At 69.8% G+C, this 25,491-nt stretch carries 28 protein-coding genes; 15 read left to right on the plus strand and 13 right to left on the minus strand.

What is annotated here, in order from left to right:
* Nucleotides 1-10: 10 nt before the first annotated feature.
* Nucleotides 11-310, minus strand: coding sequence for an RNA-binding S4 domain-containing protein (locus AC1DYP_RS06180; RefSeq protein ID WP_477031533.1), 300 nt, complete (start codon nucleotides 308-310; stop codon nucleotides 11-13).
* The gene (locus tag AC1DYP_RS06185; RefSeq protein WP_477045596.1) at nucleotides 307-2,850 is read right to left on the minus strand and encodes a helicase-related protein; all 2,544 of its coding nucleotides are present in this window, start codon (nucleotides 2,848-2,850) and stop codon (nucleotides 307-309) included. Before AC1DYP_RS06185 ends, AC1DYP_RS06180 begins: the two co-directional genes overlap by 4 nt.
* 87 nt (nucleotides 2,851-2,937) lie before the next feature.
* On the opposite strand from AC1DYP_RS06185, the gene AC1DYP_RS06190 reads away from it, so the two are divergent.
* The 5 genes from AC1DYP_RS06190 (at nucleotide 2,938) to AC1DYP_RS06210 (ending at nucleotide 7,466) form a co-directional block, all read left to right on the plus strand.
* Nucleotides 2,938-3,510 carry a hypothetical protein gene (locus AC1DYP_RS06190; protein ID WP_477045597.1) on the plus strand — a complete coding sequence of 191 codons (573 nt, stop codon included), beginning with the start codon at nucleotides 2,938-2,940 and terminating at the stop codon, nucleotides 3,508-3,510.
* An 86-nt stretch (nucleotides 3,511-3,596) separates the two neighbouring features.
* Entirely contained in the window at nucleotides 3,597-5,117 is a 1,521-nt protein-coding gene (locus tag AC1DYP_RS06195) for an MFS transporter (RefSeq protein ID WP_477045598.1), read from the plus strand.
* Nucleotides 5,118-5,171: 54 nt separating this feature from the next.
* Nucleotides 5,172-5,843, plus strand: coding sequence for a hypothetical protein (locus tag AC1DYP_RS06200; RefSeq protein ID WP_477045599.1), 672 nt, complete (start codon nucleotides 5,172-5,174; stop codon nucleotides 5,841-5,843).
* 101 nt (nucleotides 5,844-5,944) lie between these two features.
* The gene (locus AC1DYP_RS06205) at nucleotides 5,945-6,373 is read left to right on the plus strand and encodes a nuclear transport factor 2 family protein (protein WP_477031529.1); all 429 of its coding nucleotides are present in this window, start codon (nucleotides 5,945-5,947) and stop codon (nucleotides 6,371-6,373) included.
* A 67-nt stretch (nucleotides 6,374-6,440) separates the two neighbouring features.
* Nucleotides 6,441-7,466, plus strand: coding sequence for an alpha/beta hydrolase (locus AC1DYP_RS06210; RefSeq protein WP_477045600.1), 1,026 nt, complete (start codon nucleotides 6,441-6,443; stop codon nucleotides 7,464-7,466).
* A gap of 1 nt (nucleotide 7,467) precedes the next feature.
* On the opposite strand, the gene AC1DYP_RS06215 is transcribed toward AC1DYP_RS06210, so the two are convergent.
* Nucleotides 7,468-9,102, minus strand: a complete 1,635-nt coding sequence (locus AC1DYP_RS06215) for an amidohydrolase (RefSeq protein ID WP_477045601.1) — start codon at nucleotides 9,100-9,102, stop codon at nucleotides 7,468-7,470.
* Nucleotides 9,103-9,179: 77 nt separating this feature from the next.
* Here AC1DYP_RS06215 and AC1DYP_RS06220 point away from each other — a divergent pair, with 77 nt between their 5' ends.
* A complete protein-coding gene (locus tag AC1DYP_RS06220; RefSeq protein WP_477045602.1) occupies nucleotides 9,180-9,767 on the plus strand; it encodes a methylated-DNA--[protein]-cysteine S-methyltransferase in 588 nt (195 codons plus the stop codon).
* A 180-nt stretch (nucleotides 9,768-9,947) separates the two neighbouring features.
* Here the strand turns inward: AC1DYP_RS06220 and AC1DYP_RS06225 are convergent, their stop codons facing one another.
* The gene (locus AC1DYP_RS06225; RefSeq protein WP_477045603.1) at nucleotides 9,948-10,868 is read right to left on the minus strand and encodes a LysR family transcriptional regulator; all 921 of its coding nucleotides are present in this window, start codon (nucleotides 10,866-10,868) and stop codon (nucleotides 9,948-9,950) included.
* A 71-nt stretch (nucleotides 10,869-10,939) separates the two neighbouring features.
* On the opposite strand from AC1DYP_RS06225, the gene AC1DYP_RS06230 reads away from it, so the two are divergent.
* On the plus strand, nucleotides 10,940-11,347 hold the full coding sequence (locus tag AC1DYP_RS06230; RefSeq protein ID WP_477045604.1) for a nuclear transport factor 2 family protein: 408 nt from the start codon (nucleotides 10,940-10,942) through the stop codon (nucleotides 11,345-11,347).
* A 202-nt stretch (nucleotides 11,348-11,549) separates the two neighbouring features.
* Here AC1DYP_RS06230 and AC1DYP_RS06235 read toward each other — a convergent pair whose 3' ends face one another.
* Together AC1DYP_RS06235 and AC1DYP_RS06240 are read right to left on the minus strand one after the other, a co-directional pair.
* Nucleotides 11,550-12,857 (minus strand): DUF1254 domain-containing protein, encoded by a 1,308-nt coding sequence (locus AC1DYP_RS06235; protein ID WP_477045605.1) that lies wholly within the window; start codon nucleotides 12,855-12,857, stop codon nucleotides 11,550-11,552.
* 286 nt (nucleotides 12,858-13,143) lie between these two features.
* Entirely contained in the window at nucleotides 13,144-13,602 is a 459-nt protein-coding gene (locus AC1DYP_RS06240; RefSeq protein ID WP_477045606.1) for a DUF3617 domain-containing protein, read from the minus strand.
* 234 nt (nucleotides 13,603-13,836) lie between these two features.
* On the opposite strand from AC1DYP_RS06240, the gene rpmB reads away from it, so the two are divergent.
* The 4 genes from rpmB to AC1DYP_RS06260 all read left to right on the plus strand — a co-directional run bounded on the left by rpmB (nucleotide 13,837) and on the right by AC1DYP_RS06260 (nucleotide 16,197).
* Nucleotides 13,837-14,139 (plus strand): 50S ribosomal protein L28, encoded by a 303-nt coding sequence (rpmB, locus tag AC1DYP_RS06245; protein ID WP_477031522.1) that lies wholly within the window; start codon nucleotides 13,837-13,839, stop codon nucleotides 14,137-14,139.
* 201 nt (nucleotides 14,140-14,340) lie between these two features.
* Complete coding sequence (locus AC1DYP_RS06250) at nucleotides 14,341-14,694, plus strand: hypothetical protein (protein WP_477045607.1); 354 nt, start codon at nucleotides 14,341-14,343, stop codon at nucleotides 14,692-14,694.
* Nucleotides 14,695-14,748: 54 nt separating this feature from the next.
* Nucleotides 14,749-15,492 carry a hypothetical protein gene (locus tag AC1DYP_RS06255; RefSeq protein WP_477045608.1) on the plus strand — a complete coding sequence of 248 codons (744 nt, stop codon included), beginning with the start codon at nucleotides 14,749-14,751 and terminating at the stop codon, nucleotides 15,490-15,492.
* A gap of 180 nt (nucleotides 15,493-15,672) precedes the next feature.
* Nucleotides 15,673-16,197 (plus strand): hypothetical protein, encoded by a 525-nt coding sequence (locus tag AC1DYP_RS06260; RefSeq protein WP_477045609.1) that lies wholly within the window; start codon nucleotides 15,673-15,675, stop codon nucleotides 16,195-16,197.
* 121 nt (nucleotides 16,198-16,318) lie between these two features.
* Here AC1DYP_RS06260 and AC1DYP_RS06265 read toward each other — a convergent pair whose 3' ends face one another.
* Both AC1DYP_RS06265 and AC1DYP_RS06270 read right to left on the minus strand, forming a co-directional pair.
* Entirely contained in the window at nucleotides 16,319-16,609 is a 291-nt protein-coding gene (locus tag AC1DYP_RS06265) for a hypothetical protein (RefSeq protein WP_477031518.1), read from the minus strand.
* A gap of 349 nt (nucleotides 16,610-16,958) precedes the next feature.
* The gene (locus AC1DYP_RS06270) at nucleotides 16,959-17,258 is read right to left on the minus strand and encodes a hypothetical protein (protein WP_477045610.1); all 300 of its coding nucleotides are present in this window, start codon (nucleotides 17,256-17,258) and stop codon (nucleotides 16,959-16,961) included.
* A gap of 323 nt (nucleotides 17,259-17,581) precedes the next feature.
* Between AC1DYP_RS06270 and AC1DYP_RS06275 the strand changes: the two genes are divergently transcribed.
* Both AC1DYP_RS06275 and AC1DYP_RS06280 read left to right on the plus strand, forming a co-directional pair.
* On the plus strand, nucleotides 17,582-18,451 hold the full coding sequence (locus AC1DYP_RS06275; RefSeq protein WP_477045611.1) for an aldo/keto reductase family oxidoreductase: 870 nt from the start codon (nucleotides 17,582-17,584) through the stop codon (nucleotides 18,449-18,451).
* A gap of 119 nt (nucleotides 18,452-18,570) precedes the next feature.
* The gene (locus AC1DYP_RS06280) at nucleotides 18,571-18,831 is read left to right on the plus strand and encodes a hypothetical protein (RefSeq protein ID WP_477045612.1); all 261 of its coding nucleotides are present in this window, start codon (nucleotides 18,571-18,573) and stop codon (nucleotides 18,829-18,831) included.
* 1 nt (nucleotide 18,832) lies between these two features.
* Here AC1DYP_RS06280 and AC1DYP_RS06285 read toward each other — a convergent pair whose 3' ends face one another.
* Together AC1DYP_RS06285 and cobT are read right to left on the minus strand one after the other, a co-directional pair.
* Complete coding sequence (locus AC1DYP_RS06285; RefSeq protein WP_477045613.1) at nucleotides 18,833-19,897, minus strand: esterase-like activity of phytase family protein; 1,065 nt, start codon at nucleotides 19,895-19,897, stop codon at nucleotides 18,833-18,835.
* The gene (cobT, locus tag AC1DYP_RS06290; RefSeq protein ID WP_477045614.1) at nucleotides 19,894-21,822 is read right to left on the minus strand and encodes a cobaltochelatase subunit CobT; all 1,929 of its coding nucleotides are present in this window, start codon (nucleotides 21,820-21,822) and stop codon (nucleotides 19,894-19,896) included. The genes AC1DYP_RS06285 and cobT overlap by 4 nt, the downstream gene beginning before the upstream one ends.
* Nucleotides 21,823-21,956: 134 nt before the next feature.
* Between cobT and AC1DYP_RS06295 the strand changes: the two genes are divergently transcribed.
* On the plus strand, nucleotides 21,957-22,136 hold the full coding sequence (locus AC1DYP_RS06295) for a DUF1328 domain-containing protein (protein ID WP_056436239.1): 180 nt from the start codon (nucleotides 21,957-21,959) through the stop codon (nucleotides 22,134-22,136).
* Between the two features lie 161 nt (nucleotides 22,137-22,297).
* On the opposite strand, the gene AC1DYP_RS06300 is transcribed toward AC1DYP_RS06295, so the two are convergent.
* Nucleotides 22,298-23,467: a DUF3089 domain-containing protein gene (locus AC1DYP_RS06300; RefSeq protein ID WP_477045615.1), complete on the minus strand. Its 1,170-nt coding sequence runs from the start codon at nucleotides 23,465-23,467 to the stop codon at nucleotides 22,298-22,300.
* A 276-nt stretch (nucleotides 23,468-23,743) separates the two neighbouring features.
* Entirely contained in the window at nucleotides 23,744-24,058 is a 315-nt protein-coding gene (locus AC1DYP_RS06305) for a hypothetical protein (RefSeq protein ID WP_477031510.1), read from the minus strand.
* Nucleotides 24,059-24,178: 120 nt separating this feature from the next.
* Here AC1DYP_RS06305 and AC1DYP_RS06310 point away from each other — a divergent pair, with 120 nt between their 5' ends.
* A complete protein-coding gene (locus AC1DYP_RS06310) occupies nucleotides 24,179-24,757 on the plus strand; it encodes a hypothetical protein (RefSeq protein WP_477045616.1) in 579 nt (192 codons plus the stop codon).
* 171 nt (nucleotides 24,758-24,928) lie between these two features.
* Here AC1DYP_RS06310 and AC1DYP_RS06315 read toward each other — a convergent pair whose 3' ends face one another.
* Entirely contained in the window at nucleotides 24,929-25,057 is a 129-nt protein-coding gene (locus tag AC1DYP_RS06315) for a hypothetical protein (RefSeq protein WP_477045617.1), read from the minus strand.
* Nucleotides 25,058-25,491 lie beyond the last annotated feature (434 nt).

Below are 25,491 nucleotides of genomic sequence, written 5' to 3' on the forward strand. Positions count from 1 at the left end.
GGCGCCGGTCCTACCCCTCCACCGCCTCGTAAAGCTCCCGCGCCTCGGTCGCCGGCCCGCGTCGTTCTCCAAACCCCAGCACCCGCACCGAGACGATCCGGCCGCCGATCGCGAAGACCAGGCCGTCGCCGATGCGCAGGCCGCGCGAGGGCTTGTCGACGCGGCTCTCCGCCCCCGCCCGGGTCAGGCGGATGCGGCCTTCCTCGACGAAGCGGCCAGCCAGGGAGCGGGTCTTGAAGAACCGCGCGCGCCACAGCCAGACGTCGGCGCGGCAGTGCCCAGGATCGGAAAAGCCGTCCTCCTCGCTCATGCGCTGGCCTTCACGGCGGCGGGCCTCCTCCGGCGCGGCTTCTTCCGCCGCGGCGGGGGCTCGGTCAGCTTGGCGAGCGCCGCGAACGGCGAGTCCGGACGGGCCGTGACCTTGGGCTCGGGCCGCTGGGCGCCGCGCCGCTTCCACAGGATCGGGTCGCCTTCCTTGGGGCGGATGGCGGGGGTGTAGTCCAGGGCGCGCAGCACGGCGGCGGCCTCGGCCGGGGTCCAGCCCAGGCTGTCGCGGGCGGCGTCGGTCAGCACCACCCCGCCGGGCTTCTGGCCCTCGCGCAGCAGGGCGTCCAGGCGCTCCAGCATCTCGACCGGGGCCACGAACTTGCCGACCAGCCGCAGGCCGTTGGCCGCCAGGGCGCGGGCGTCGGGCGTCGGGCTGGGCGCGGCGGCCAGGCGCTCGCTCTGGCCGCGCCAGCCGCCCGGCGTCAGGGCCCGGGCGGCGGCCAGGGCCTCGTCGCGCAGGACCGAGGGCAGGAACAGGCTGAACGCCCCGATCCGCACGCCCAGGGCCTTCAGATTGCGCCGCTCGGCCTGGCTCATGGCCTTCAGGTCGGTGTCGACCGCGCGCTTGTCCAGCACGCCGCCCGCCTCCAGCAGCCGGTGGGCCAGGCCGCGCGGCAGGCCCTTCAGCTCGCCGCCGCTCAAGGCGCGCTCCAGCTTGCGCAGGCCGAACAGCTTGCGGTCGACCTCGCCGGCCAGGAAGGCGTCCAGCCGCCGCTCGGCCCGCTCCCGCGCCGAGGCGTCGCCCAGGTCGCCCAGCAGCCGGGCGCGCGGCGCCAGCAGGTTTCCGCCGGAGCGCACCGCCCCGGCCGCCTCGCCGTTCCACAGCACCGCGCCGTCCGGCGTCAGGGTGAAGGCGTCGTCGGCCTCGGCCGCCAGCTTGCCCAGCCGTCTTGCGATCTCGGGGGTGACGGCCCGCTGGGCGGTGTTGCGCAGCGCCTTCTCCTCCAGCGCGCTGCCGCCCTTTTCCTGGACGAAGGTGACGCCGGTCAGCCGGCCGACGATGTGGCCCTCGACCGTCACCGCCCCGTCGGCGCCGACCCCGGCCAGCATGGTCTCGCGGTCGCCCAACTGGCGCATCAGCACGCTGGTGCGCCGGTCGATGAACCGGGCCATCAGCTTCTCGTGCAGGGTGTCGGACAGCCGGTCCTCCAGCTGCCGCGTCGTTCCCTGCCAGTGGACCGGGTTGTGCAGCCAGTCGCCGCGGTTGGCGATGTAGCTCAGCGTGCGCACGCCCGACAGCCGCGCGGCCAGGCTGTCGATCTCGCCGTCGGTGCGGTCCAGCGCCTTGAACTGGCCGGCGATCCAGTCTTCCGGCAGGCGCTTGCGGCCCGTGGTCAGGTCGTCGAACAGGGTGCGGACCATGCGCTGGTGGTCGTCGTCCGTGGTCTTGCGGAAGTCGGGCGTCTGGCACACGTCCCACAGCCGGATCAGGGCCGAGCGGTCGGCCTTGCAGCGGGCGACCACGTCCTCCTGCTGAGCGAGCTTGCGCAGGGTGCGCTCGTCCAGCGCCTCTTCCGACAGCGACAGCCCCCCGCGCTTTGGCGGCTCGGCCAGCGAGCGCAGCAGGCCGGGCAGGGAGCCGAAGTCGAGGCGGGCGTTGCGCCACTCCGCGCCCATCACCGGCTCGAACTGGTGGTTCACCACGGACTCGACTAGGTCCTCGTCCATCTCCTCGCAGTCGCCGGTCACCCCGAAGGTGCCGTCGCGGGTATAGCGCCCGGCGCGGCCGGCGATCTGGCCCACCTCCTGGGGGTGCAGCCAGCGGGTGCGCTTGCCGTCGAACTTGCGCAGGCCGGCGAAGGCCACGTGGTCGACGTCCATGTTCAGGCCCATGCCGATGGCGTCGGTGGCCACCAGGAAGTCGACCTCGCCGGACTGGTAGAGCGCGACCTGGGCGTTGCGAGTGCGGGGACTCAAGGACCCCATCACCACCGCCGCCCCGCCGCGCTGGCGGCGGATCAGCTCGGCGATGGCGTAGACGGCGTCGGTGGAGAAGGCGACCACCGCCGAGCGGCGCGGCAGGCGGGTCAGCTTCTTGGAGCCCGAATAGGTGAGGTTGGAGAACCGCTCGCGGGTGACGATCTCGGCGTCGGGCAGCAGGCGGCGCACCAGCGGGGCCATGGTGCCCGCGCCCAGCAGCATGGTCTCGAACCGGCCCCGGGCGTGCAGCAGCCGGTGGGTGAAGATGTGGCCGCGCTCGGGATCGGCGCACAGCTGGATCTCGTCGATGGCCACGAACTCGACTTCTCGGGTCAGCGGCATGGCCTCGACGGTGCAGACGAAATAGGCCGCGCGCGGCGGGACGATCTTCTCCTCGCCGGTGATCAGGGCCACCGAGGCCTTGCCGCGCAGCTTGACGATGCGGTCGTAGATCTCGCGGGCCAGCAGGCGCAGCGGCAGGCCGATCATCCCCGAGGCGTGGCCCAGCATCCGCTCGACGGCCAGGTGGGTCTTGCCGGTGTTGGTGGGGCCCAGCACCGCCGTCAGCTTGGAAGGGGCCAGGCCTGTCGAACGGTCACTCATGCTCCAAAGGTGGGATGGGAATCGCGGCGGGGCAAGCGGAGGCTTGAGCGACTGGACGTCGCGGCGGCGATCGGTCATCGAAGACGCATGTCCGCCATCGTCGCAGCCGCCTCGCCCACCGAACTGGCCGCCCTGTGGCGACTGGACCTGCTGACGGCCCGGGATGTGGTCCAGGTCTGCCTGGCCTGGCTGGAGGAGGGTCTCGACGAACAGGCGCCGGACGTCGCCGTGCTGGCCGGCGAGGTCGATCCCCGGATCGAGGACCTGCGCCCGCGCTTCGAACGTGTCCTTACCGCCCTGACCGGCGCGCCGCTGTCGCGCGACGAGGCCTTGCCGATCGCCCTGCGCCTGCACCTGGCCGTCGCCATGGTCCAGCCCGACGAGCGGCTGGTCGAGGCCATGGACCTGGTGATGGCCCGCTTCGTGAACGTCAGCGAGCGCCGCCTGGTGGTCCACCCCCAACGCCTGACCGACAGCCCCGACGGCGCCTATGCCGAGCAGGAACTGGGCCTGGAATATGTCTACGGCGCCTATCACCAGCTCGACGATCTGCTGAAGGGCGACCTCTGGGTCGACGATCCGGTCGCCATGGAAGTCGAATGCCTCGGCGGCCTGCGCGAGGAAGTCGCCGTGCTGCACGCCCATCTGGCGACGCTCTAGGGCGCTCCGCCCTACGGCCTCTTCCCCGCCGCCGCGAGGGTTCGGCTGGATAGCTCCCCACGCTCCGCGCCCTAGGCTCGGCGTCCATGGCCGCCGACGAAACCTTCCCGTCCGCCAAGCCGGCCTGGACCCTCCAGCCGGTCCCCGAGCTCGACGACGCCGAGCAGCGGCGCGGCATGCGGGTGCTGACGGCCGAGGTGATCTTCTCGACCCTGGCCGACGCGGTGGCCGGCGGGGTGATCCTGACGGCCTTCGCCCTGCACCTGGGCGCGTCCAACGCCCTGATCGGCACGCTGGCGGCCATCACCTTCTGGGACCAGTTGCTGCAGGCCCCCGGCGTGCTGCTGGTCGCCCGGCTCAAGCGGCGCAAGCTGATCGCCGTGGTCGGCAGCCTGGTCTCGGCCCTGGCCCCGGCGATGCTGGCGGCCCTGGCCTTCGCCCACGCCTCCTCGGCCTCGCGGACGGGGGTGGTGATCGCCGTGGCGCTCTATGGCGGGGCCGGCGCCTTCGCGGGCTGCGCCTGGAACGCCTGGGTGCGCGACCTGGTGCCGGGCAAGGTCAGCGGACGCTTCTTCGGCCGGCGCTCGGCCCTATCGACGGCCGTCGGCCTAGTGTCCGGACTGGCCGCGGCCTGGCTGCTGGACCGCGCGCCCGAGGGCTCGCCCGGGCGCAGCTGGGTGTTCCTGGCCCTGTTCGCCACGGGCCTGCTGGCGGAGCTGGCCAGCGCCACGGTGCTGAGCCGCGCGCCCGAGCCGGCCATGCCGCCGTCCGACGCGCGCGAGCGCCTGCTGCCGCTGCTGAAGAAGCCGTTGATGGACGAGAACTTCCGCAAGCTGATCGCCTTCCTGGCCAGCTGGCAGTTCGCGGTGAACCTGGCCCAGCCGTTCTTCACGGTGTTCTTCCTGCGTCAGCTGGGCTTCGGCATGACCTTCGTGATGGCGCTCAGCCTGATCAGCCAGTTCGCCAACCTGCTCACCCTGCGCAAGTGGGGCGACCTGGCCGACCGGTTCAGCAACAAGTCGGTGCTGAACCTGGCCGCTCCGGCCTTCATCGCCTGCATCGCCGCGATGATCGTGGCCTCGCAGTTCCCCGACAAGGTCGAGGCCGGGATCTATCTGGTCGTCCTGCACCTGGTGATGGGCGCGGCCTCGGCCGGGGTGGCCCTGGCCTCGGGCAACATCGTCATGCGCCTGTCGCCGCGCGGCGCGGCCGAGCCCTACATGGCCGCCAACGCCCTGATCACCTCGGCGGCGGCGGGCCTCGCGCCGATCGTCGGCGGCCTGTGCGCCGACTTCTTCGCCGCCCGCGAGTTCCGCCTGGTGCTGGAGTGGTCGGGGCCGCGCTTCCATGGCGACGTCGTCCACCTGGCCATCCGCGCGTGGGACTTCTACTTCCTCATCTCCGCCCTGTTCGGCCTTTACGCCCTGCACCGCCTGGCCCTGGTGCACGAGAAAGGCGAGGTCGAACGCCAGGAGATGATGCACGAGCTGTTCGAACGCCTGCGCCACGGCCGGCGGCGGTTCATGCCGGTGGCGGGGTTGAAATCGCTGACGGAGTTTCCGGCCAACCTGTTCCACCGGCACGGGCCGCGGAACGTGGACGGCTAGACGGTCCAAGCTTAGGCGTTGACCACCATGTGGGTGGGCGAACATCCTGAGAGCATGCTTAAGAACGCCATGCTGAAATCGCCGCCGCCGCTGCTCACCATTTTGTTGTGCGCCCTGGTCGCGGGGATCGGCTGGTTCGTGATGACGACACCGACCCTGAGCGACCAGAGGGCCTATTTTTCCCAGGAAGTCCTTGGCACGATCGTGAAATGCCCGGGAGACGCCCCTGACGGGCGGCCGGCCGCCGATGACCTCCGGGCCGAATGGTACGCCAAGGTGTGGCGGGCCGCCGACGAGCCATCGCTCTATCTGCAGAGCCGGGACGCCAAGCCGCCGCTCCGTCGGACCTATCGCTTCACTTGGCTGCGTACCTTCCATGCGCCCGTCGTCGTCAGGCTGGACGAACGTGACGGGGGTCGGTTCTGGATGACCGCCAAGCGGCTGTCGGGCAAGGGCGGCTATGATCCCGGCCAAGTGACCGGCAAGACCGAGCGGTTCCTGACCCCCGACGAGACCCGGGCCATCCTTGGCCTGCTTGACCGCGCCAAGACCGTCGCCCCCACCTCATGCGACATGGGCCTGGACGGCTCCCAATGGATCCTGGAGGGGGTCGAGGGCGGCAAGTTGAGCTACGCCGACCGCTGGTCCCCGAAGGCCGGTCCCGTCCACAAGGTCGGCCTGGCCTTCCTGGGCCTGACGGGATGGAAGCTGGATCCGGTCTACTAGGGCCGCCCCGCCGTTCGCCGGGTTCGCCCGCATGGACTCAGCTCCCGCGAGGCCTATGGTTCGACGTCAGCCCTTCAAGTCATCGACCGGAGGCTCGTGCCGTGCAGAATTCCCGATGGAAGGCCGCCAGTCCCGAGGTTCACGAGGCCTTGCGCGACACGAAGATCGCCGCGGTGATGCACGCCGTCGAGAAGGTGGACGCGGCCCTGGTCGCCGACGAGTACGCGGTGTTCGCCGCCGCCCTGGCGCCGGAGCTGGTGGTCAACAACCCGGTCAACATCTGCGCTCCGCGCGCCGTGGTCCGCCAGCTGAACGCCGACGGCAAGATCAGCTACAGCCAGTACGAACGGCTGATCGAGCACGCGTCCCTGCGCGGCGACATGGTGCTGCTGATGGGCGAGGAGACCGTCGTGCCCAAGGGCAAGAACCCGCTGGCCGGCCAGACCGTGCGCCGCCGCTTCACCGAGCTGTGGCGGCCCGAGGGCGAGGCCTGGCTGCTGACGGCGCGGCAGGCGACGATCGTGCGCTAGGGGCGCGTGCCCGCGCCATGATCACACCCCATTCGCCGGTTTAGCTTCTCCCGAAACGGGGGCGAGCATGAGACATCCTATCGGGGCCGCGGTCTTGGCGGCCTGCGCGCTGGCCGGCGCGGCGAAAGCCCAGGCTCCCGAGGTCATCCCGTCGGCGACCTACACCGCGCCCGCCCGGCTGATCGACGTCGGGGGCGGCCGCAGGCTGAACCTGTTCTGCGAGGGCAAGGGCCCGGTCGTGCTGATGGAGACCGGCTTCAGCGACACCACCATGACCTGGCGCAAGGTGCAGGCCCGGATCGCGACCTTCGCCACCGCCTGTTCCTATGACCGCGCCGGCCTTGGCTTCAGCGATGCGGCCGACCATCCGTCCGACCTCGTGAACAACGCCGCCGATCTGGAGCGGCTGATCAAGGCCGCCGGGCTCGGCAAGCCCGTGCTGGTCGGCCATTCGCTGGGCGGGCTCTATGTCGGCTACTACGCCCGCACGCGCCCCGGACAGGTCGCTGGCCTGGTGCTGGTCGATCCCTCGACCTTCAACCGGCGCGACCTCTTCCTGAAGCTGCTGGGTCCCGAGACCATGGCCAAGCGCGACGCCTCCCGGCTGGAGCAGGTGGCGCGCTATCGCCATTGCCTGGACCTGGCCAAGGCCGGGCAGCTGGTTCCCGGCCGGGCTTCGGACGCGGCGTGCCTGGACGACCCGCCTCTGGAGGACCCGGTCCTGCACGCCGAGACCGATCGCCAGCTGGCCCGGGCCCAGACCCAGGCGGCGACCTCGTCGGAAGACCTCAGCTTCGGCGGCGAGACGCCGACCGCGCCCCGGCCCGACGAGGTGCAGTGGAACGCCGCCCCGCCGCTGGCCGCCGACCTGCCGGTGATCCTGCTCAAGCGCCCGATCGCCAAGCCGCCGGCGATGGACCAGGCGGTGTTCGACGGCCTGATCGGCGACGCCGCCGCCCAGCAGGCCGCGCAGGCGCCCGCGCCCGGCGGACGGGTCGTCACCGTGCCCAACACCGGCCACCAGATCCAACTGGACCAGCCCCAGGCGGTGATCGACGCGGTGCGCGAGATGGTGGAGCGGACGCGGCGGTAGCCTACTTCTCGAACACCACCTTGCCGTCGACCACGGTCAGCACCGTGTCGACCTTCAGGATCTCGGGCGGGGCGATCGTCATCAGGTCCTTGGAGAACACCGTGACGTCGGCCTTCTTGCCGGCCTCCAGCGTGCCGCGGTCCTTCTCGGCGAAGGCGGCGTAGGCGGGGGCCCAGGTCAGCATGCGCAGGGCCTGGTCGCGGCTGACGGCCTCGTCCAGATGCCAGTCGGCGTTGGCGAAGCCGGTCAGGCTGTGGCGGTAGACGGCGGCGTAGAACTCGATGCGCGGGTCGCCGACCTCGACCGGGGCGTCCGAGCCGGCGGCGATCACCGCGCCGCTGTCCAGGAAGTCCTTCCAGCGATAGCCCTCGTGCAGCCGGTCCTTGCCCAGGCGCGCGGGGGCGAAATAGAGGTCGCCGATGGCGTGGCTGGGCTGCATCGAGGCGATCACGCCTAGCTTGGCGAAGCGCGGCACGTCGGTGTCGGCGACGATCTGCGAGTGCTCGATCCGCCAGCGGGCCATGGTGTCGCCGCCGAGGCTTTGCTCGAACCAGTCCAGGGTCATGCGGTTGCCGCGGTCGCCGATGGCGTGCATGGCGACCTGGGCGCCCACGGCCTTGGCCTGCTTCATCAGGGCCAGGCCCTTGTCGCGCGGGGTCAGTTGCAGCCCCAGGCCCTCGGCGTCGCTGTAGGGCTCGAGCAGCGCCGCGCCGCGCGAGCCCAGCGCGCCGTCCATATAAAGCTTGATCCCGCGCACCCGGATCAGGCCGGTCGAGTCGGCGAACGGCCCCTTGGCCAGCACCTCGGCCGCGCCGCTGGGGTCCATGTAGTTGTCGACGCGCAGGCTGAACTTCCGGTCGGCCGCCAGGCCGGTCAGGATCGCCAGGTCCGGCGCCTCGACGCTCATGTTGCCCAGGCCGGTCCAGCCGCGCGAGGCGTAGAGGGCGCCGGCCTTTTCCAGGGCCTGGCGCTTGAGCGCCTGCGACGGCGGCGGGATCACGGCGGCGATCAGGTTCTGGGCGTGGTCGATCAGCATGCCGTCGGGCGCGCCGTCCGCCCCTTTCAGGATCTGACCGCCGGCCGGGGCGGCGGTGTCCCTGGTCACCCCAGCCTTGGCCAGGGCGGCGGTGGAGGCGACCGAGGCGTGGCCGTCGGCCCTCTCCAGCACGATCACCCGGCCGGGCGCGGCGCGGTCCAGGTCGGCGCGGTTGGGGAAGCGCTTCTCGGGCCAGTGGGTCTCGATCCAGCCCCGGCCGAAGATCGGACCGTCGGGATGGGCGGCGGCGTAGGCCTTCACGGCGGCGACCAGGGCCTCGACCGAGTCGATCTGGTCCAGGTTCAGGGTCAGTTCGCGCAGGCCGATGCCCGTCAGGTGGGCGTGGGCGTCGACGAAGCCGGGGAAGGCCGCCGCGCCCTTCAGGTCGATGTCGCGGGCGTCCTTGGCGGCCTTGGCCCTGGCGGCGGCCAAGTCGCCGACGAAGGCGATGCTGTCGTCGCGGATCAGCACGGCCTGGGCCGTCGGCGCGGCGGCGACGCCGGTGTGGATCGGACCACCGTGGATCAGGATGTCGCCGGCGTTCGCGGTCGCCAGGCTGGAGACAGCGAACAGGGCGGCGAGGGCGAAGGTGCGGCGCACGAAGATCTCCCGACAGCAAGAAACGGAAATCGTAGGGCGCCGCTCGATCCGCGCAACAGCGATGCTATGTTTGGGTCATGGAACAAGGCTTCACGCTCTTCGAAACGCCGATCGGACTGTGCGGCCTGGCCTGGGGCGAGCAGGGGCTGGTCGGGGCCCAGCTGCCCGAGGCCGCGCCCGGCGCCGCCTGGGCCCGCCTGCGCCGCCGTTATCCGGACGCGGTCGAGACCTCCCCGCCCCCGCCGCCCGTGCAGCGCGTCATCGAGCGGATCAACGACCTGCTGGCCGGCGGGCGCGACGACCTGACCGACGTCGAGCTGGATTTCAGCGTCGTCTCGCCGTTCAACCGCCGGGTCTACGAGATCGCCCGCGCCATACCGCCCGGCCAGACCCTGACCTACGGCCAGGTCGCCAAGGCCATTTCCAAGACCGGGGACGATCCCGGCGCGGCCCGCGCCGTCGGCAAGGCCCTGGGCGAGAACCCCTGGCCGATCATCGTCCCCTGCCACCGCGTGCTGGGCGCCGACGGCAAGAGCGGCGGCTTCTCGGCCCCCGGCGGGGTCGAGACCAAGGCGCGGATGCTGACCATCGAGCGGGCCAAAACCAACGACGCGCCGACCCTGTTCGACATGGAGTTCTCGGTGGCCCCGCAGCGGGGGCGGTAGTTCAAACCGCCATCGTCCGACTTCTCTAGGACCTCGCTGGCCGTTGCTTCTTTCCGTCTCCCCGGCGAAGGCCGGGGCCCAGGTGAAACCCACGAGACGCTCCAGATGAATCTGGGTCCCGGCCTTCGCCGGGAAGACGGGAGTGGGAATCGTTCGCCTTTAGCTGAAGCGAGCAACGCCCTAAAGCCCCCTGCCCACCCGCAACACCAGCTCCCTGATCCACGCCGAGCCCGGGTCCATCTGGGCCACCACCGGGTGGAACAGGTACTGCTGGTCCTCGCCCGGATCGATCGGCGGCTCGACCCGCGCCAGGTCCAGCGGCCCGGCCAGGGCGGCCAGCAGCCGGCCGGGCACGAAGGCCACCAGGTCTGAGCGGGCGGTCATCCGCAGAGCCTGCAGGTAGCTGGGCACCGCCAGGGCGATGCGGCGCTCGATCCCGTTCTGGCGCAGGAAGGGCTCGATGGCGTCGTCGCGCTCGCCCGCTCCGACCACCGCCACGTGGCGGGCGGCGTTGAAGCCCTCCAGGGTCGACAGCCGCCCGATGTCGGGATGGCCGCGCCGCACGGCCAGGACGTCGCGGTCGGTATAGAGCGTCTGGCGGTGGAAGCCGGGATAGGCCTCGCCGGTCCAGGCCACCACCAGGTCGACCGTGCGGGCGAAGTCGGGGGTCAGCACCGCCGGGCCGCGCCAGGGCACGACGTCCAGCCGCACGCCCGGCGCGGCGGCGGCGACCTGGGCCAGCACGGCGGGCATCAGCAGGTCGACGCACAGGTCGGGCATCATCAGCCGGAAGCCGCGCGCGCTGGTGGCCGGGTCGAAGCCCTGGGCCTGGAACAGCCCCCGCACCTGGTCCAGCGTCTGGGCCAGCGGCGCGCGCAGGGCCTGGGCGCGGGGCGTCAGCTCCATGCGTGGTCCCACCCGCACCAGCAGGGGATCGCCGGTGGCCTCTCGCAGGCGGCGCAGGGCGTGGCTGACCGCCGGCTGCGACAGGTTCAGGCGCTGGGCCGCGCGGCTGACGCCGCCCTCGGCCAACAGGGCGTCGAGGGCGACCAGGAGGTTCAGGTCGAGGCCGGTCAGGTTCATGCGACGAATATAGATCATCATAAGCATCGATTGGATGAATGATGCTTATCGCCGGATCATGGGGCTCCACTCGAACCCGGAGAGCCGCCATGAGCGCGACCGACCATAAACACCTGATGCAACGGATCTTCGACGGCCTGGCGCGCGGCGACGCCCGCCTGTTCCTCGACAGCCTGGACGAGACCACCGTCTGGCGGATGATCGGGACCAACGCCTGGAGCGGCGTCTACACCGGCAAGACCGCCATCCGCCGCGACCTGCTGACCCCGCTGTTCGCCCAGTTCGCCGATCAGTACGTCAACGTCGCCGACGCGATCATCGCCGAGGGCGACACGGTGGTGGTCGAATGCCGGGGCAAGGTCACCACCAAAGCCGGCAAGCGCTACGACAACACCTATTGCTGGGTGTGCCGCATGGCCGGCGACAAGATCGCCTCGCTGACGGAATACATGGACACCCAGCTGGTCGCGACCGCCCTGGAGGCGCCGGTCAGGTGAGGTCCTGGAAGATGCGTGAGGACTGGGAGCTTGACCGGTTAACGCCAGCTAACCTTGGCCCGAACACGAGCGAAACGAATCATGACCGAATCAGCGACTTCGCCCGATTCAGTGTTTGTTCCCTACAAGCTATTGTAGCTTAATTCGGATTAACCACAATCGGCATGGCGGCGTTTCTCGCCGGACGTTCCCTCGGCCAGGGTCAGCCCAGTCGTTCGATATCGGGCAGCACCCAGGTCTTGTCGAACAGCGGCGGGGTCGGTCCGTAGAAGCGGACCAGCGCCTCGAACCGCCCGCCGGCCTTGGTGGGAATCCAGTTGGACTCCCCGCTTTCCGGCGCCTTCGGGCCGAAGAACACGTCCACCGAGCCGTCGAACCGGGTCTGCAGGCCCGGCGACTGGGAGGAGCGGCTGGCCCAGGCCATGTCGCGGATCAGGGCGTGGGTGGCGAAGTCGTACAGCACCACCGACCAGTACTGCTGGACCGGCGGGTTGGGCGGCACGTGCAGGCGGTAGGCCGCGTCGCCGTCCAGCGGCTGGCCGTCCTTGTCACGGGTGGCGAACAGGTAAAACTGGCCCGCTCCCATGTGCTTGATGCCGCTAAAGGCGCAGTAGTAGGCGGTGCCGCGCGCATCGATCGGGTAAGTGCCGGGGGTGGTGAAGCCGTTGCCGGCCCCCTCCAGCATCGCCTTGTCGGCGGGCAGGAACCAGCGGGCGCCAGGGGCGTGCGGCTCGTACAGGGTCTCGTAGAGCACGTCGAAGCGCGCCAGGGACTCCTGGCCCGCCGTCTCGAGGATCGTGGTCGTCGCGGGATCGGGCGCGAAGGGCTTGCCCGTCTCGAGACCCAGCGACTTGAGCATGTCGATCATCACCCGGTCACGCTCCAGCCACGGCTCGCCCTGCACCACCCGGTCCAGCGACTGGAAGAACCGCGCGTCATACGGAATGACGCTGTCGAACAGGACGTCGGCCGCGTCGACGAACACCGTCTCGGGCGGATTCGCGGCCTGGGACAGCGGATAGAGCCTGACCTGCTTGCCGTAGGCGACGGCCTCCTCGATGCCCGCCTCGTCGCGGCTGCTCAGGATCGACCGCAGCAGCGCGTAGCCCTTGAAGGTCTGCGACGGCAGGAGGATGTAGCCCTCCGGCGGCGTCTCCGCCCAGCCCGGCGGCGGGATCAGGTACTTGCCGCCCTGCCCCTTGTCGACGCCGGCGGGCCCGACGTCCTCCAGCGGGACCTGCCACAGGTCCATGATCGAGCCGGTGATCGAGCCACCCTCGGCCGGCGGGATTTCCAGCACCATCGGCCCGGCCTCCGTCGTGTCGACGAACGGCATCAGATAGAGCGTGTCGGGATTGGGCGTCAGGGTCTGGTTCTTCCAGTCCAGCAGGCGCGACCAGTAGACGATCTGGTTGGCCTGGGCGCCGGCCTTGAAGGCGGCCTGGAACATCAGCTCGGTGTTGACCGCCGGAATGCCCCAGTTGATGGCCTCGACCGCCCGCCGGTGCACGGTGCGCTCGGCCAGCTGTTCCCGGGACTAGGTCGCGGCTGGCTTCGTCATGGCGAGGCTCCTGTCGGCTCGCGACAGAGAACCCTCGGCGGGACGGGCCCGCTATCGGGTCACGCCCTCAGGCGGCTCGCATCATTTCCCGGATCGCGCGCGTCAGGGCGAGATCGTCTTGCCCAGGTCGATCGCCGCGCCCAACGCCTGGCGACAGGTCTCCACGGCCTCGGCCATCGACTGGCGCCAGACCTCCAGCGCGAGCTTGGCAATCGCCGTTACGCGAACTCACCCCCTAGCTGGCCGGGCAGGTGGCGGCGACGCGCTTGGCGTTCAGGGTGGCGGCCATGGGCAGGCCGTTGACCGTCTTGCCGTTGACCGCGATCGTGAAGCTCTCGGGCGTGTACGAGCCCTTGGCGTTGACCGGGGCCACGCGGCCCTTCTTGTCGGTCCAGGTGCCTTTCAGCGCGATCTTGCCGTCGGCCACCACGCGGGTGTCGTAGTCGCAGGTGTAGCGCTTGAGGCAGATGCCGCGATTGAAGTTCTCGACGTCCTTCTGGGTCAGGCAGTGCAGGTCGCTGTCGATGGGAATCGGTCCCAAGCGCGTATTGTATTCCCACTGGCCGGTCAGGATCGTGGTCACCGGGGCCTTGGCGTCGGCCTCCTGGGGTCCGACCAGGGCGACGGCGGCGCTGGCGGCCAGCAGGCCGCAGGCGGTGACGACCGAAGCCGCGACAGGAGCAAGCAGGCGCATGGGATTCCTTCTCATCAGCTCGTCTCTATATAGGGGACGATATAAGGCCGGCAGATGAACCGCGTCTGATGGCCATGTTTGGGCGGCTTACATTCGGCGGGTTGGGCGCCGCGCGGCTTGACTCGGCAAGCCCCCTTCGCCTATATCGCCCGCTCTCGCGCGGCGGTCCGTCCCTCGCGTGGCCGAAATTTCATGTCGCGGAGCCCTAGCTTCGCCCAAGCCAAGGTATCCACCATGTCGCGCCGTTGCGAACTCACCGGGATCGGTCCGATGGTCGGCCACAATGTGAGCCACTCGAACATCAAGACCAAGCGCCGCTTCCTGCCGGCCCTGTCGCCCGCCACCTTGCAGTCGGACTCGCTGGGTCAGACCTTCAAGCTGCGCATCAGCAACGCCGCCCTGCGCACCCTGGACTTCCGCGGTGGCCTGGACGTGTTCCTGCTGAACGCCAAGGACGAGCAGCTGTCGCCGCGCGCCCTGAAGATCAAGACGCAGGTCAAGGCCAAGGCCAAGGCCGCCGCGGTCGCCGCCGCCTAAGACTTTCTCGGTTTCGACCGACGTAAGGCCCGCGAGGTTCGCCTCGCGGGCCTTTTCGCGTTTGAAGGTCCGCGAAGTCAGCTGAGCGCCCGTCTGTCGCCCTTCCGACTTAGGGGTCGAAAGCTCTAAAACCTCGTGCTGACGGTTGGAACAAACCCAACCGGCGGGGGCTTCCTATCCCACTTTTGGGAGCACAACACGATGATCAGAACCCTAGCAGCCGTCGCTCTCGCAGCGGCGACGATGACCGCTTGCGGCCCGAAGACCGAGGCCGACGCCGGCAAGGACCGCACCGAAGGTCCGGCCGTCTCCACCTCGGAAGCGCCGCGCAACGAAGCGGTCGACACCACCCCGACCACCGGCGAGAGCGGCCCCACCCCCGGCGCCAGCTCCTACACCGAAGCCCAGGCCAAGAGCGCCATCGAGTCGGCCGGCTACACCGGCGTCGGCGCCCTGACCCAGAACACCAACGGCCTGTGGCAGGGACCGGCGACCAAGGACGGCAAGTCGGTCACCGTCTCGGTCGACTACAAGGGCGCCGTCACCGCGCTCTAGGTCGCGCCGCCCCCCATCGACACACCCATCAAAAGATATTCGAGGAACACGACCATGAGCCGCACCATCACCCGTCTGTACGACACCCACACCCAAGCCCTCGGCGCCGTCGAGGACCTGGAACGCGGCGGCGTCGATCGCGACCGCATCAGCCTGGTCTCCAACAACAGCGACAACTGGCATGACGGCAAACGCGACGCCGGCCCGTTGGGCGACGCCAATCGCGATGGCGAAAACGAAGCGGCCGAGGGTGCCGGAGAAGGCGCGGCCACCGGCGGCCTGATCGGCGGCGGCGCCGGTCTGCTGGCCGGCCTGGGCATGCTGGCGATTCCCGGCCTCGGCCCTGTCGTGGCGGCCGGCTGGCTGGCCTCCACCGCCGTCGGCGCGGCGATCGGCGCCGTGGCGGGCGCGGCCACCGGCGGCCTGCTGGGCGCGCTGAAGGAAGCCGGCCACACCGACGAGGAGGCCAATGTCTATTCCGAGGGCGTCCGTCGCGGCGGCACCCTGGTCAGCGTCAAGGCCGATGACGACGACGCGGCTCGGATCGAGCAGATCCTCAACGGCCGGCGCGGGATCGACGCCCGGACGCGAGGCGAGGCCTATCGCGCGGACGGCTGGTCGCGGTTCGACCAGGAGGCCGCCCCCTATACCGCCGAGCAGGTGCGCCGCGAACGCGGCCTCTACGCCGCCGAGGACCGCTCGTTCTCGGACGCCGGCCTCGATCCGGTGATCGACGACGAAGAGCGTCGCCGCGCCCAGTCGGCCCCGGGCCTGGGCGATACGCCGCGCCAGTACTAAACGACGCTGAACGGCGCGCGCCTCCGGACCGTTTCCGGAGGCGCGCCTGCCTCTCCGATCCCCAGCCCCCGGCAAAACCCTGCCGCCTGACCGGGTAAACCCCGATTGCGGCGCCCAGGTCCCTTGAAGATGCTTTCGGCGGCGACGCTCCGTTCCCTGGGGCTCTCCCAGGAGCATTTCATGACCCTCAAGACCCTCGCCGTCGCGCTGCTGCTGGGCGCAAGCGTCACCCTGGCCCAGGCTCCGGCCCACGCCCAGGCCGACCCGGCCGCCGCCGCGGCGGACAAGCCGCTGACCGCCGCCGACCTCGCGAATCTGCGCGCCGAGCTGCAGTCGTCCAAGAAGCAGCTGACCGCCTCGTTGCTGGTGTTGACCGACGCGGAGGCCACCCGGTTCTGGCCGATCTACGACCGGTACGCCGCGGAAACGGCCGCGATCAGGGACGGCCAGGCGACCCTGGTGGCCGAATACGTCAACACCTTCGGCAAGTACGACGACAAGACGGCGGCGGACTTCATCGCCCGCTGGGTGGACATCGACGCCAAGACGACCGCCCTGCGCGCCAGATACGTGCCGATCGTTGGCAAGGCGCTGCCGGGGGTGAAGGCGGCGAGCTTCTTCCAGATCGACCGCCGCATCAGCATGGCCGTCGACCTGAAGGTGGCCTCGGCCATGCCGCTGGTTCAGTCGCAGGCCGAGAAATAGCCTCCCGGGCGCGGACGCCCACGAAAAAGCCCTCCCCGTCGCCGGGGAGGGCTCTTCCTGCTCACGTCAAAGGCGGAGAGGGCCGGTACGCCGCCCCCTCGAACTGTAAGCGGTACTGGCCTTAGCGCGAGAAGACGGCCGGGTTGGCGCTGTTGTAGGCGACCAGGTCCGGGTTGTTCAGCTTGCTGACCGCGTCGTTGACCGAAGCGCGCACGCACGAGGGGTAGAGGTAGGTGGCCAGGGTTTCGCCACGGACGTTCTGCCAGCAGACGGTCGAGGCGGCCTTGACGATCTCGGCGCGCAGCTCGGCCGGGGCCTTGCCGGCGGTCTTGATGCGGATTTCGGCGGCGCCGGCGGGGGCGGCGGCGAACAGGGCGGCGGCCGAGGCGGCCAGAACGATGGTGCGGATCATGGGACGGATTCCAGGACAGCGTTGATTTTCAACCCGTCCGAAATGCGTTTCCCCGTGGGCGGCTGGTCCAGGATCTCGCCCGCTCTGCCGCCTTGCTCAAGCTATAACTTGCCGCACGTCACTTATCAACGGTTATGTTGCAGTGCGGTCGCAAAACCGATTGACACGAAATGACGCTGAAATGGATCGTTCGCATCTACGCAGCACATCCTCTTCCCGTCTTCCCGGCGAAGGCCGGGACCCAGATTCATCCAGAGCAGCTCATGGCTTCACCTGGACCCCGGCCTTCGCCGGGGAGACGGGAGAGGAGTGAGGCGGCGAGATAAATCCCGCCGCCTCGGACAGAGTCTTAGAAGCTGGCCTTGATCAGGCCGTTGGCGCGGAACGCCTGACGGTCATAGGCCTTCAGGGTCGGGCTGCCGACCTTGAGGACGGCGTCGCGGGTCACTTCGCGGACGCAGTAGGCGTAGAGGTCGTCGGCGCGGCCGCCCAGGTCTTCGCGGCAGATCGACGAGGCGGCCGAGACGATGTCGGCGTGGATGGCGGCGTCGGTGCGGCCGCGGACCTTGACGTGCTGCTCGCCGGCGAAGGCCGACGAAGCGGTAGTCAGGGCGAGGGCCGAAGCGGCCAGGACAAACAGAGTCTTCATGATGTTTACTTCCGAAAGGGGGTTGGGGTTCAACCACCTCCCGACGCGTTCCTCTGATGACCGTTGGGATCTCGCCCTGCTCAGTCATCTAAGGTAGCGGTAACATGACAACGTTGTCGTTTGAATTAAAATATTGAGTTTCAAAAGAAACTACCTCCGGGCGCCCATAAAATGGGCGCGGCGGGCGGCGATCGCCAGGGTGCTGAGTCCTTCGCGCGCGACGACCGCATTGTTCGCAAATCCGCACAGCCCGTGCCGATTACGCCCGGTTATCGGAAGGTCCGCCGATCCCTAACTTGGGTCACCTTCAAAGGAGACGAAACATGCGAGCGATCGATCACGCAGGAACCTTCACCCTCGGCGACCGGACGGTGAAGCGGCTGGGCTACGGCGCCATGCAGCTGGCCGGCCCCGGCGTGTTCGGCCCGCCGCGCGACCGGGACGCGGCCCTGGCCGTCCTGCGCGAGGCGGTGGCGGCCGGCGTCGACCATATCGACACCAGCGACTTCTACGGTCCGCACGTCACCAACCAGATCATCCGCGAGGCGCTGGCGCCCTATCCCGATGACCTGACGATCGTCACCAAGATCGGCGCGACGCGCGGCGACGACGCCTCGTGGAAGCCCGCCTTCGGAGCCGACCAGCTGGAACGCGCGGTGCACGACAACCTGGCCAATCTGGGCCTGGAGACGCTGGACGTCGTCAACCTGCGGATCATGTTCGACATGCATGGACCCGCCGAGGGCTCCATCGCCAAGTGGCTCGAAGTGCTGGCGAGCCTCCAGCGGCAGGGCCTGGTGCGCCACATCGGCCTCAGCAACGCGACCATGACCCAGGTGCGGGAAGGGCGCGGGATTGCCGAGATCGTCTGCGTGCAGAACGAATACAACCTGGCTCGCCGCGACGACGACGCGCTGATCGACGCCCTGGCCGAAGACGGGATCGCCTATGTGCCGTTCTTCCCGCTGGGCGGGTTCAGCCCGCTGCAGTCGGACGCCCTGTCGCGGGTGGCCGCGAGTCTGAACGCCACGCCGATGCAGGTGGCGCTGGCCTGGCTTCTGCGCCGCTCGCCCAACATCCTGCTGATCCCCGGCACCTCCTCGGTCGCCCACCTGCGCGAGAACCTCGCGGCGGCGGAACTGGTCCTGCCGGATGAGGCGATGGCGGCGCTGGACGGGATCGCGAGGGCTTAACTCAACACGCGGTCATCGCGGGCCTTGTGCCCGGGATGACAGTGGTCGGAGGCAAGTGTGCTCAGCCCATTCCATAATCCCTGCACGATGTCTCGACAGGTCGGCGCCAGGATAGCCGCATGAAACCGCTCAAAACCTTCGCCTGGATCGCCCTCGCCTCAGGCCTTTCGTTCGCATCGCTCTGCGGAAAGATGGCGCTGGACAACAACAATCAAGGCGAGTTCCACGACCCGGCCACTGGTGCGCTGCATTGGGGAGCCTTCATCCCGGTCGTTATCCTGAATTTCGCCTGCGCGGCCAGCTTGGTCTTCGGGGCGCTGGGCCTTGGCTTGATCGGCTTCCGGCTGCTCAAAACCACGGTCACGGCCGGCCGACGTTAGCTTACCGGCGCCGCGCCGGCTTCTTCGTCGACGGCGGTCCCGGCGGCGGAGGCGGGGGCGCCGTCCAGTCGAACGCCATCAGCAGGGTGCGTTCCTGCGGGGCGTCGTTGTCGTCCGACAGGATGTAGATCCGCGTCGCCCCCGAAGAGCTCTTGCTCAGCGCCACGCCCTCGAAATTGTCGCGGCTGACCGCTCCGTCCAGGGTCAGGGTGGCGGCCAGGAACTGCTTGGCGGCCGGGGCGCGGGGGTCGATCACGAAGCGCACCTGGCCGCGCCAGCCGCGGATCGGGTCGTAGGCGCGGAACAGGCTGGCGATCGACTGGCCCTCGAAGGCCGCGAAGCTGGTCAGGCCCCAGGTGAAGTCGGGCGGCGACTGCGGGGCCAGGCCCACGCACGGGGCCGACAGCTTGCACAGCCACACCTCGCCCTCCTCGCCGCCCACCAGATAGGCGTCGGGGCCGGCGATCGGATAGGCGGTCAGGGCCTCCATGCCCTCGTTGTCGGGGAAGGTGGTGGCGGGCTTGTTGACCGCGCGCGGCAGGCCGTAGGTCCCGTCCGGCTGGCGCGGATAGAGCCAGATGCGGTGCTCGCGCTCGAAGCTGACCAGGCGGTCGCCGTTGGCCAGGATCGCCAGGCCCTCGGCGTCGGACCGGGCCTTGCCCTGCAGCGGCTGGCCGTCCAGGCCCTTCAGCGGCGAGAGCTTGCCGTCGGTCAAGCCGATCAGGCGGCCGGTCTCGTCCAGCTTCAGCCGGGCCTCGAACAGGTCGCCGTCGTCGCTGATCGCCACCATGCCGCCGTCGGGGTCGAACTTCAGGTCCGACAGGCCATGCAGGCGCTGGGTGTCCGGGCTGCTGATGGCGACGCCGCCGGCATAGACGAAGCGGCCGATGGAAACGGGCGGCGGGTTGGCCGAGCTGAGCGGCACGGGCGTGGTCGTCAGGCTGATCTCGGGCCCGACCTTGACCGGGGCCACCGGCAGGACGGCCGGCTGCGGCGGGGCCTTGGCGCACTGGCCCAGCGCCACCGACACCAGGCCCATCGCGAGGAAGCCGCGCAGTCCGATCACGCGGGAACCTTGCGGGCCGGTTTCGGGGCGGACGGCTGGACGGTCGGCGGGGCGGCCAGAAGCCCCCTCGCCCGCTTCACCGCCTTGGGCTCTTCGTCGAACAGCCCGGCCAGCTGGTCGACCAGCGCGCCGCCCAGTTGCTCGACGTCGACGATGGTCACCGCCCGGCGGTAGTAGCGCGTCACGTCGTGGCCGATGCCGACGGCGATCAGCTCGACGGGGCTCCGCGTCTCGATCTCGGCGATCACCTGCCGCAAGTGGCGCTCCAGATAGTGGCCCGAATTGACGCTGAGGGTGGAGTCGTCCACCGGCGCGCCGTCCGAGATCACCATCAGAATGCGGCGGGCTTCGGGCCGGCCGATCAGGCGCTGGTGGGCCCACATCAGGGCCTCGCCGTCGATGTTCTCCTTCAGCAGCCCTTCGCGCATCATCAGGCCCAGGTTCTTGCGGGCCCTTCTCCAAGGCGCATCCGCGCTCTTGTAGATGATGTGGCGCAGGTCGTTCAGGCGGCCCGGCGCGGGCGGCTTGCCGGCCTTGATCCACTCGTCGCGGGCGCTGCCGCCCTTCCAGGCGCGGGTGGTGAAGCCCAGCACCTCGACCTTGACCGCGCAGCGCTCCAGCGTGCGGGCCAGGATGTCGGCGCAGACGGCGGCCACCATGATCGGCCGGCCGCGCATCGAGCCGGAATTGTCGATCAGCAGGGTGACGACCGTGTCGCGGAACTCGACGTCCTCCTCCTGCTTGAACGACAGGGGGGCGGTGGGGTCGATGATCACCCGGGTCAGGCGGGCGACGTCCAGCATCCCCTCCTCCAGGTCGAAGGTCCAGGCGCGGTTCTGCTGGGCCAGCAGGCGGCGCTGCAGCTTGTTGGCCAGCCGCGAGACCACGCTGGAGAAGGCCGCCAGTTGCTGGTCCAGATAGGCCCGCAGCCGGGTCAGCTCGTCGGCGTCGCACAGGTCCTCGGCGGGCACCACCTCGTCGAAGGCCGTGGTGAACACCTTGTAGCTCGGCTCGTTGGCGCCGCCCGCGCCGGGGTCGGGACGGGCCGGCTTGGCGCCGTCGCCCATCTCCGGGGCTTCCTCGGTGTCCTCGGCCTCGCCGTCCTGCTCGGACTGGACCATCTCCTCGTCGCCGGCCTCGGACTCGCGGTCCGAGGTCTCGGCCTGTTCGGGCTGGGCGCCGTCGGACTGCTCGCCCTCGCCTTCGCCGGAATCGTCTTCCGAGGCCTCGGTGTTCTGGTCCTCGTCGCCCTCGTCCTCGTCGGACTGCTCGGTGGCGTCGGACATGTCCTCGCCCAGGTCGAGGTCGCGCAGGATCTCGCGGGTGACCTTGGCGAAGGCGGCCTGGTCGTCGATGGCGGCGGCCAAACGGTCCAGGTCCTTGCCGGCCCGGTTCTCGATGTCGGCGCGCAGGATGTCGACCAGGGCCTTGGCGCCGTCGGGCGGCGCGTCGCCGGTCAGGCGCTCGCGCACCAGCAGCGACAGGATCTCGGCCATGGGCGCGGACTGGCGGTCGGTGGCGACGGCGCGGGTCAGGCCCTGCTTTTCGAGACGGGCCTCCAGGGCGGCGGTCAGGTTGGCGCGCACGCCGCCCAGGTTGTTGGCGCCGATCGCCTCGATCCGGGCCTGCTCGATGGCCTCGAAGGCCGCCTGGCCGTCGGGCGAGCTGGGGCGGGCGCGGGCGTGCTTGGCGGCGTCGTGGTGGGCCAGGCGCAGGGCCATCTGGTCGGCCAGGCCGCGGATGCGGGCGGCCTCCTTGGCGTTCAGGTCGCGCGGCGGATGGGGCAGCACCGCCCGGTTGCCGATCAGGCTGGGCCCCTCGCCCGAGAACACCACCTCCAGGTCGGGGGTCTCGGCGAGCGACCGCGCCGCGTGGGCCAGGGCGCGCTTGAACGGTTCGGTCGGGCTTTCGGGCTTGGAGGCCATGTCAGTGGGTTACCCAGCCAGGGCGGCGAACACAAGGCGCGGATGGGGGCGCCAAAGGGAACAGTGCGCCTCAAGGCCGCGTTTGCGTGATCCAAGCTCGCGACGGGCGGGCCAGTGCTTTTGAGGAAACGACCATGTTGAAGTGGGCCATCATCCTGGCGATCGTCGCCCTGATCGCCGGCGCCCTGGGCTTCACCGGCATCGCCGGCGCGGCGGCGGGCATCGCCAAGATCCTGTTCTTCCTGTTCCTGATCGGCTTCATCATCTTCGCCGTCCTGGGCGTGACGGTGTTCAAGAGCGTGACCAGGGACTGACGAGACTAGGGGGCAAGTGTTCGTGCGGCGAACACTTGCCCCCTACGGGCCGCTTCGCGACCGTCTTCCCCCAAAAGAGGGAAGAGGCGCGTCCTCCGCCCCCTCTGGGGGCGGACAGACCGCGCAGCGGTCAGGTGGGGGCAAGTGGGTGATCCGCTGACCTACTTCGCGGCCGCCACGTAAGCCTTCGACTGCTCCCCGACCACGGCCACCAGATCCCCCATCGTCAGGTTGACGTCCACCAAATGCAGCCCCCAGTCCTTCAGCGGCTGGCCCAGCACCAGCAGGTCGCCGGGAATGTTGTCGGCGCGGGCGTCGGCCTTGTCGGGGTGGACCGTCACGGCCAGGTAGTCGAAGCCGTCCTTGCTGACGCATTCGGCCGAGACCAGGCCGGGCAGCTCCACATAAGGCGTCGAGACCGTCACGTCCTTGGCCCAGACCGTGGCCGGGCGCATGGCCGTGCCCATGATCGTGCGGTCGCTGAAGTAGCTGCGCACCGGCGCCGAGCCGCCGGCCAGGGCCGCCGGGTTGACGCAAGCGGCCTTCATGCCGGGCTCGGCGACCTTGCCGAAGAACTTGCTGGTCGCCGGGGGCGGCACGTCGGCGCGGAACGAGACGTAACTGATCACGCAGCCGATCTGGCCGGTCTTGCGGCACAGGGGCAGCGAGCCGTAGCTGTCCTTGACCGGGTCGACGGGCGTGTTCATGCCCAGGATCAGGGCCGAGACGAGCTGCTTCTGCACCGGCTTGCCGTCGATCTCCTCCTTGATCAGCCGCAGCAGGACGCGCGAGCCCTGCGAGTGGCCGACCAGCACCACGCCGCGGCCGTGATTGTCGCGGGCCAGGTAGTCCTTCCAGGCGGCCAGCACGTCGGCATAGGCCAGCTCGCCGTCGCCGGTCGAGGCCTGGCCCATCATCACCTTGCGCAGGGCCGCGATGGTCACCTGGCGGTAGCTGGGGGCGTACAGCTTGCAGACCGAACCGAAGCGGGCGAACTGCTGGTCGGCCACGGCCTTTTCCGGCAGGTCCGGCGTCATGTCGCTGTTGCCGCCCGGGTCGGACGACACGGTGGGATAGACGTAGAAGCAGTCGATCGGGGCGTTGGGGTCGGCCTTGAAGGTCTCGACGCTGGTCGCCCCGTTGGCCTGGACCACGGTGGCGGTCTGGTCGGCGGCGCAGGCGTCCTGGCGGCCGGGCCGGCACAGCCAGTTCTCTTCCTTGGCATAGTCGTTGGGCACCGGCGGCGGGGTGGCCGAATTGCGGGCGCAGGCCGTCGTGCTCAGGCCGAGCATCGTGATCAGGCCCAGCGCGGCCCAAAGCTTCCGTGACATCGACATCCCCTCCAACGTTTGTTTGGCGCTGAGGATGGCTTGGGCGGGCGTGGAAGGGAAGCCCAACCCCAAGCTTTCAATAGAGCTTGTCATCCCGGACAAGCGCGCAGCGCGCCGATCCGGGACCGCCCCGAAGCGCCGCGCTCAGGCGTCGGTCCCGGGTCTTCGCTTTGCTCCGCCCGGGATGACAGCCGTTTTTCGAAGCCGGGCCTCAGATCCCGGGCACGATCGCCTTCAGCCGCGCCTCGCCGACACGCACAAGTGCATGTCCCCAGCCTACGCCGGCAGCCAGCGCCTCGGGAACTTGTCGCCCAGGGCCCGCGCCTCGCCGGACTTCAGGCCCAGTTCGCGCATCTTGAAGGCCACGACCTCGCGCAACGCCTCGACCGGTTCGCGGCCGCCCGAGGGGCTGGAGGCGACGGGGCCGGTCTGCATGGCCAGGTCGACGGCGGCCCATTCGGCCTGGGCGCGGTCGGGCTTGCCGACGGCGAAGTAGTGGCGGACCGGCAGGCGTTCGCCCGCGATCTCGACCATCACGCCGACGACCCAGCCTTGAACGATCAGATCGGCGTCGGGGCGCTGGCGGAACATGCGACCGGTGTAGCGATTTCGTGGGCCGGCTCAAGCTCCGCCACAATCGGCCTAAGCGCCGCCGTAAATCGGCCCGTCGGCTCCACACAACCTTCGGGCGAAAGCGGGCGGAGCCGGTCGATGATCGCGCGAGGGCGGTGGAGAACGCGGCTGGCGGCCGGCGGGGTCGGCATGGCGGTCAACGCCGGCCTGCTGGCCCTGCTGACCCTGGTCCCCGAAGCGCCGCCGATGGTCGATCCGCCCGCCGTCCTGGTCACCCTGGACCCGCGCGAGACCAGGGTCGACCGGCGGCGGACCCCGACCGCGCGCCGGGCGGGGGCGCCGACCTCGACGGCCTCGCCGCGCCTCCCGCCGCCGCCGGACGTCGAGCCCCTCGCCACGGCTCCAGCCGCGACCGGGTCCGACCTCTCCAGGACGGTGGAGCCCCGCTGGCGGGTGGGCGGCGGCGAGTATCTGGATCCCGCCACGGCCCGTCGCGCGCGTCGCGCCTGGGAGGCGGCCGAGGATCGCCGCTACAAGCGCGCCTGCTTTGGTCAGCCAGATTGGGGCCAGTCGGACGAGCACATGACCGAGGAGGAGAAGTTCGCCTGCTGGGACGCCTGGGGCGGCGCCGCCCCGCTCAGCGGATCAGGCGGATCGCGACCTGGGCGGCGATACCCAGGAGCAGCCACAGAGCCACATCCACAAGGACCACGTTGATCCCCGCCACATGCGGCTCCGGCGACCGGCGAGAGAGCCCGTCACGCATCGCGTTTCTCCCAGCGGACACGTCATGCGCGTGCCTTGCCGGCAGAGTACGCCTGCAATCTTGAACGGTACATAGGGCCATGCTCTCGCAAAAGATGCGGCATCACCCTAGCCGTCGCGGTCCTACCCCAAGACCTGGAACGCCGCCTGGCTGATGACGCCCAGGACCAGCCACAGGCCGAGCCCCAGCACGATGAAGACCGGACGCGGCGACCGACGGTCGCGGAACTCGTGGATCTGATGACGCGCCATGCCCAGCCTCCAGGAAACGCAGCTTTGCGTTCGCGGAGTCTGGAACGGGCTTGGCCGTATTTTCGCTGCATGAGTTAACGTGGCTGTGATCGGTTATCCACAACCTGAGCAGGCGATGGCGCCTTTTGCGTCGAAAACGATCAGAGCGGACAGGCCTGAGGGCTCACGACGCCTTCGCGAATGATCGCATCGATCCCGATGCGGCGGGCCACCGCCCGGCTAGGTCCGTGCGGCATGACTGACGCACGTTGCCACCCGAGAGCGGACATTCCGATCGTCCGGGAAGGGTGGATGGCGGTCACGCTGCTGCTAAGCTGCGCTTATGAACCGTCTCTCTGCGCTCATCTTTGCAGCTTTCATGATCTTCGTCTTTGTGGCCGTTGGTGGGACGTGGGTGAAGGGTATTGCTGACGTCCTGAAAGCCCACCGACTGG

The organism is Caulobacter sp. P1_D6, assembly GCF_056406095.1.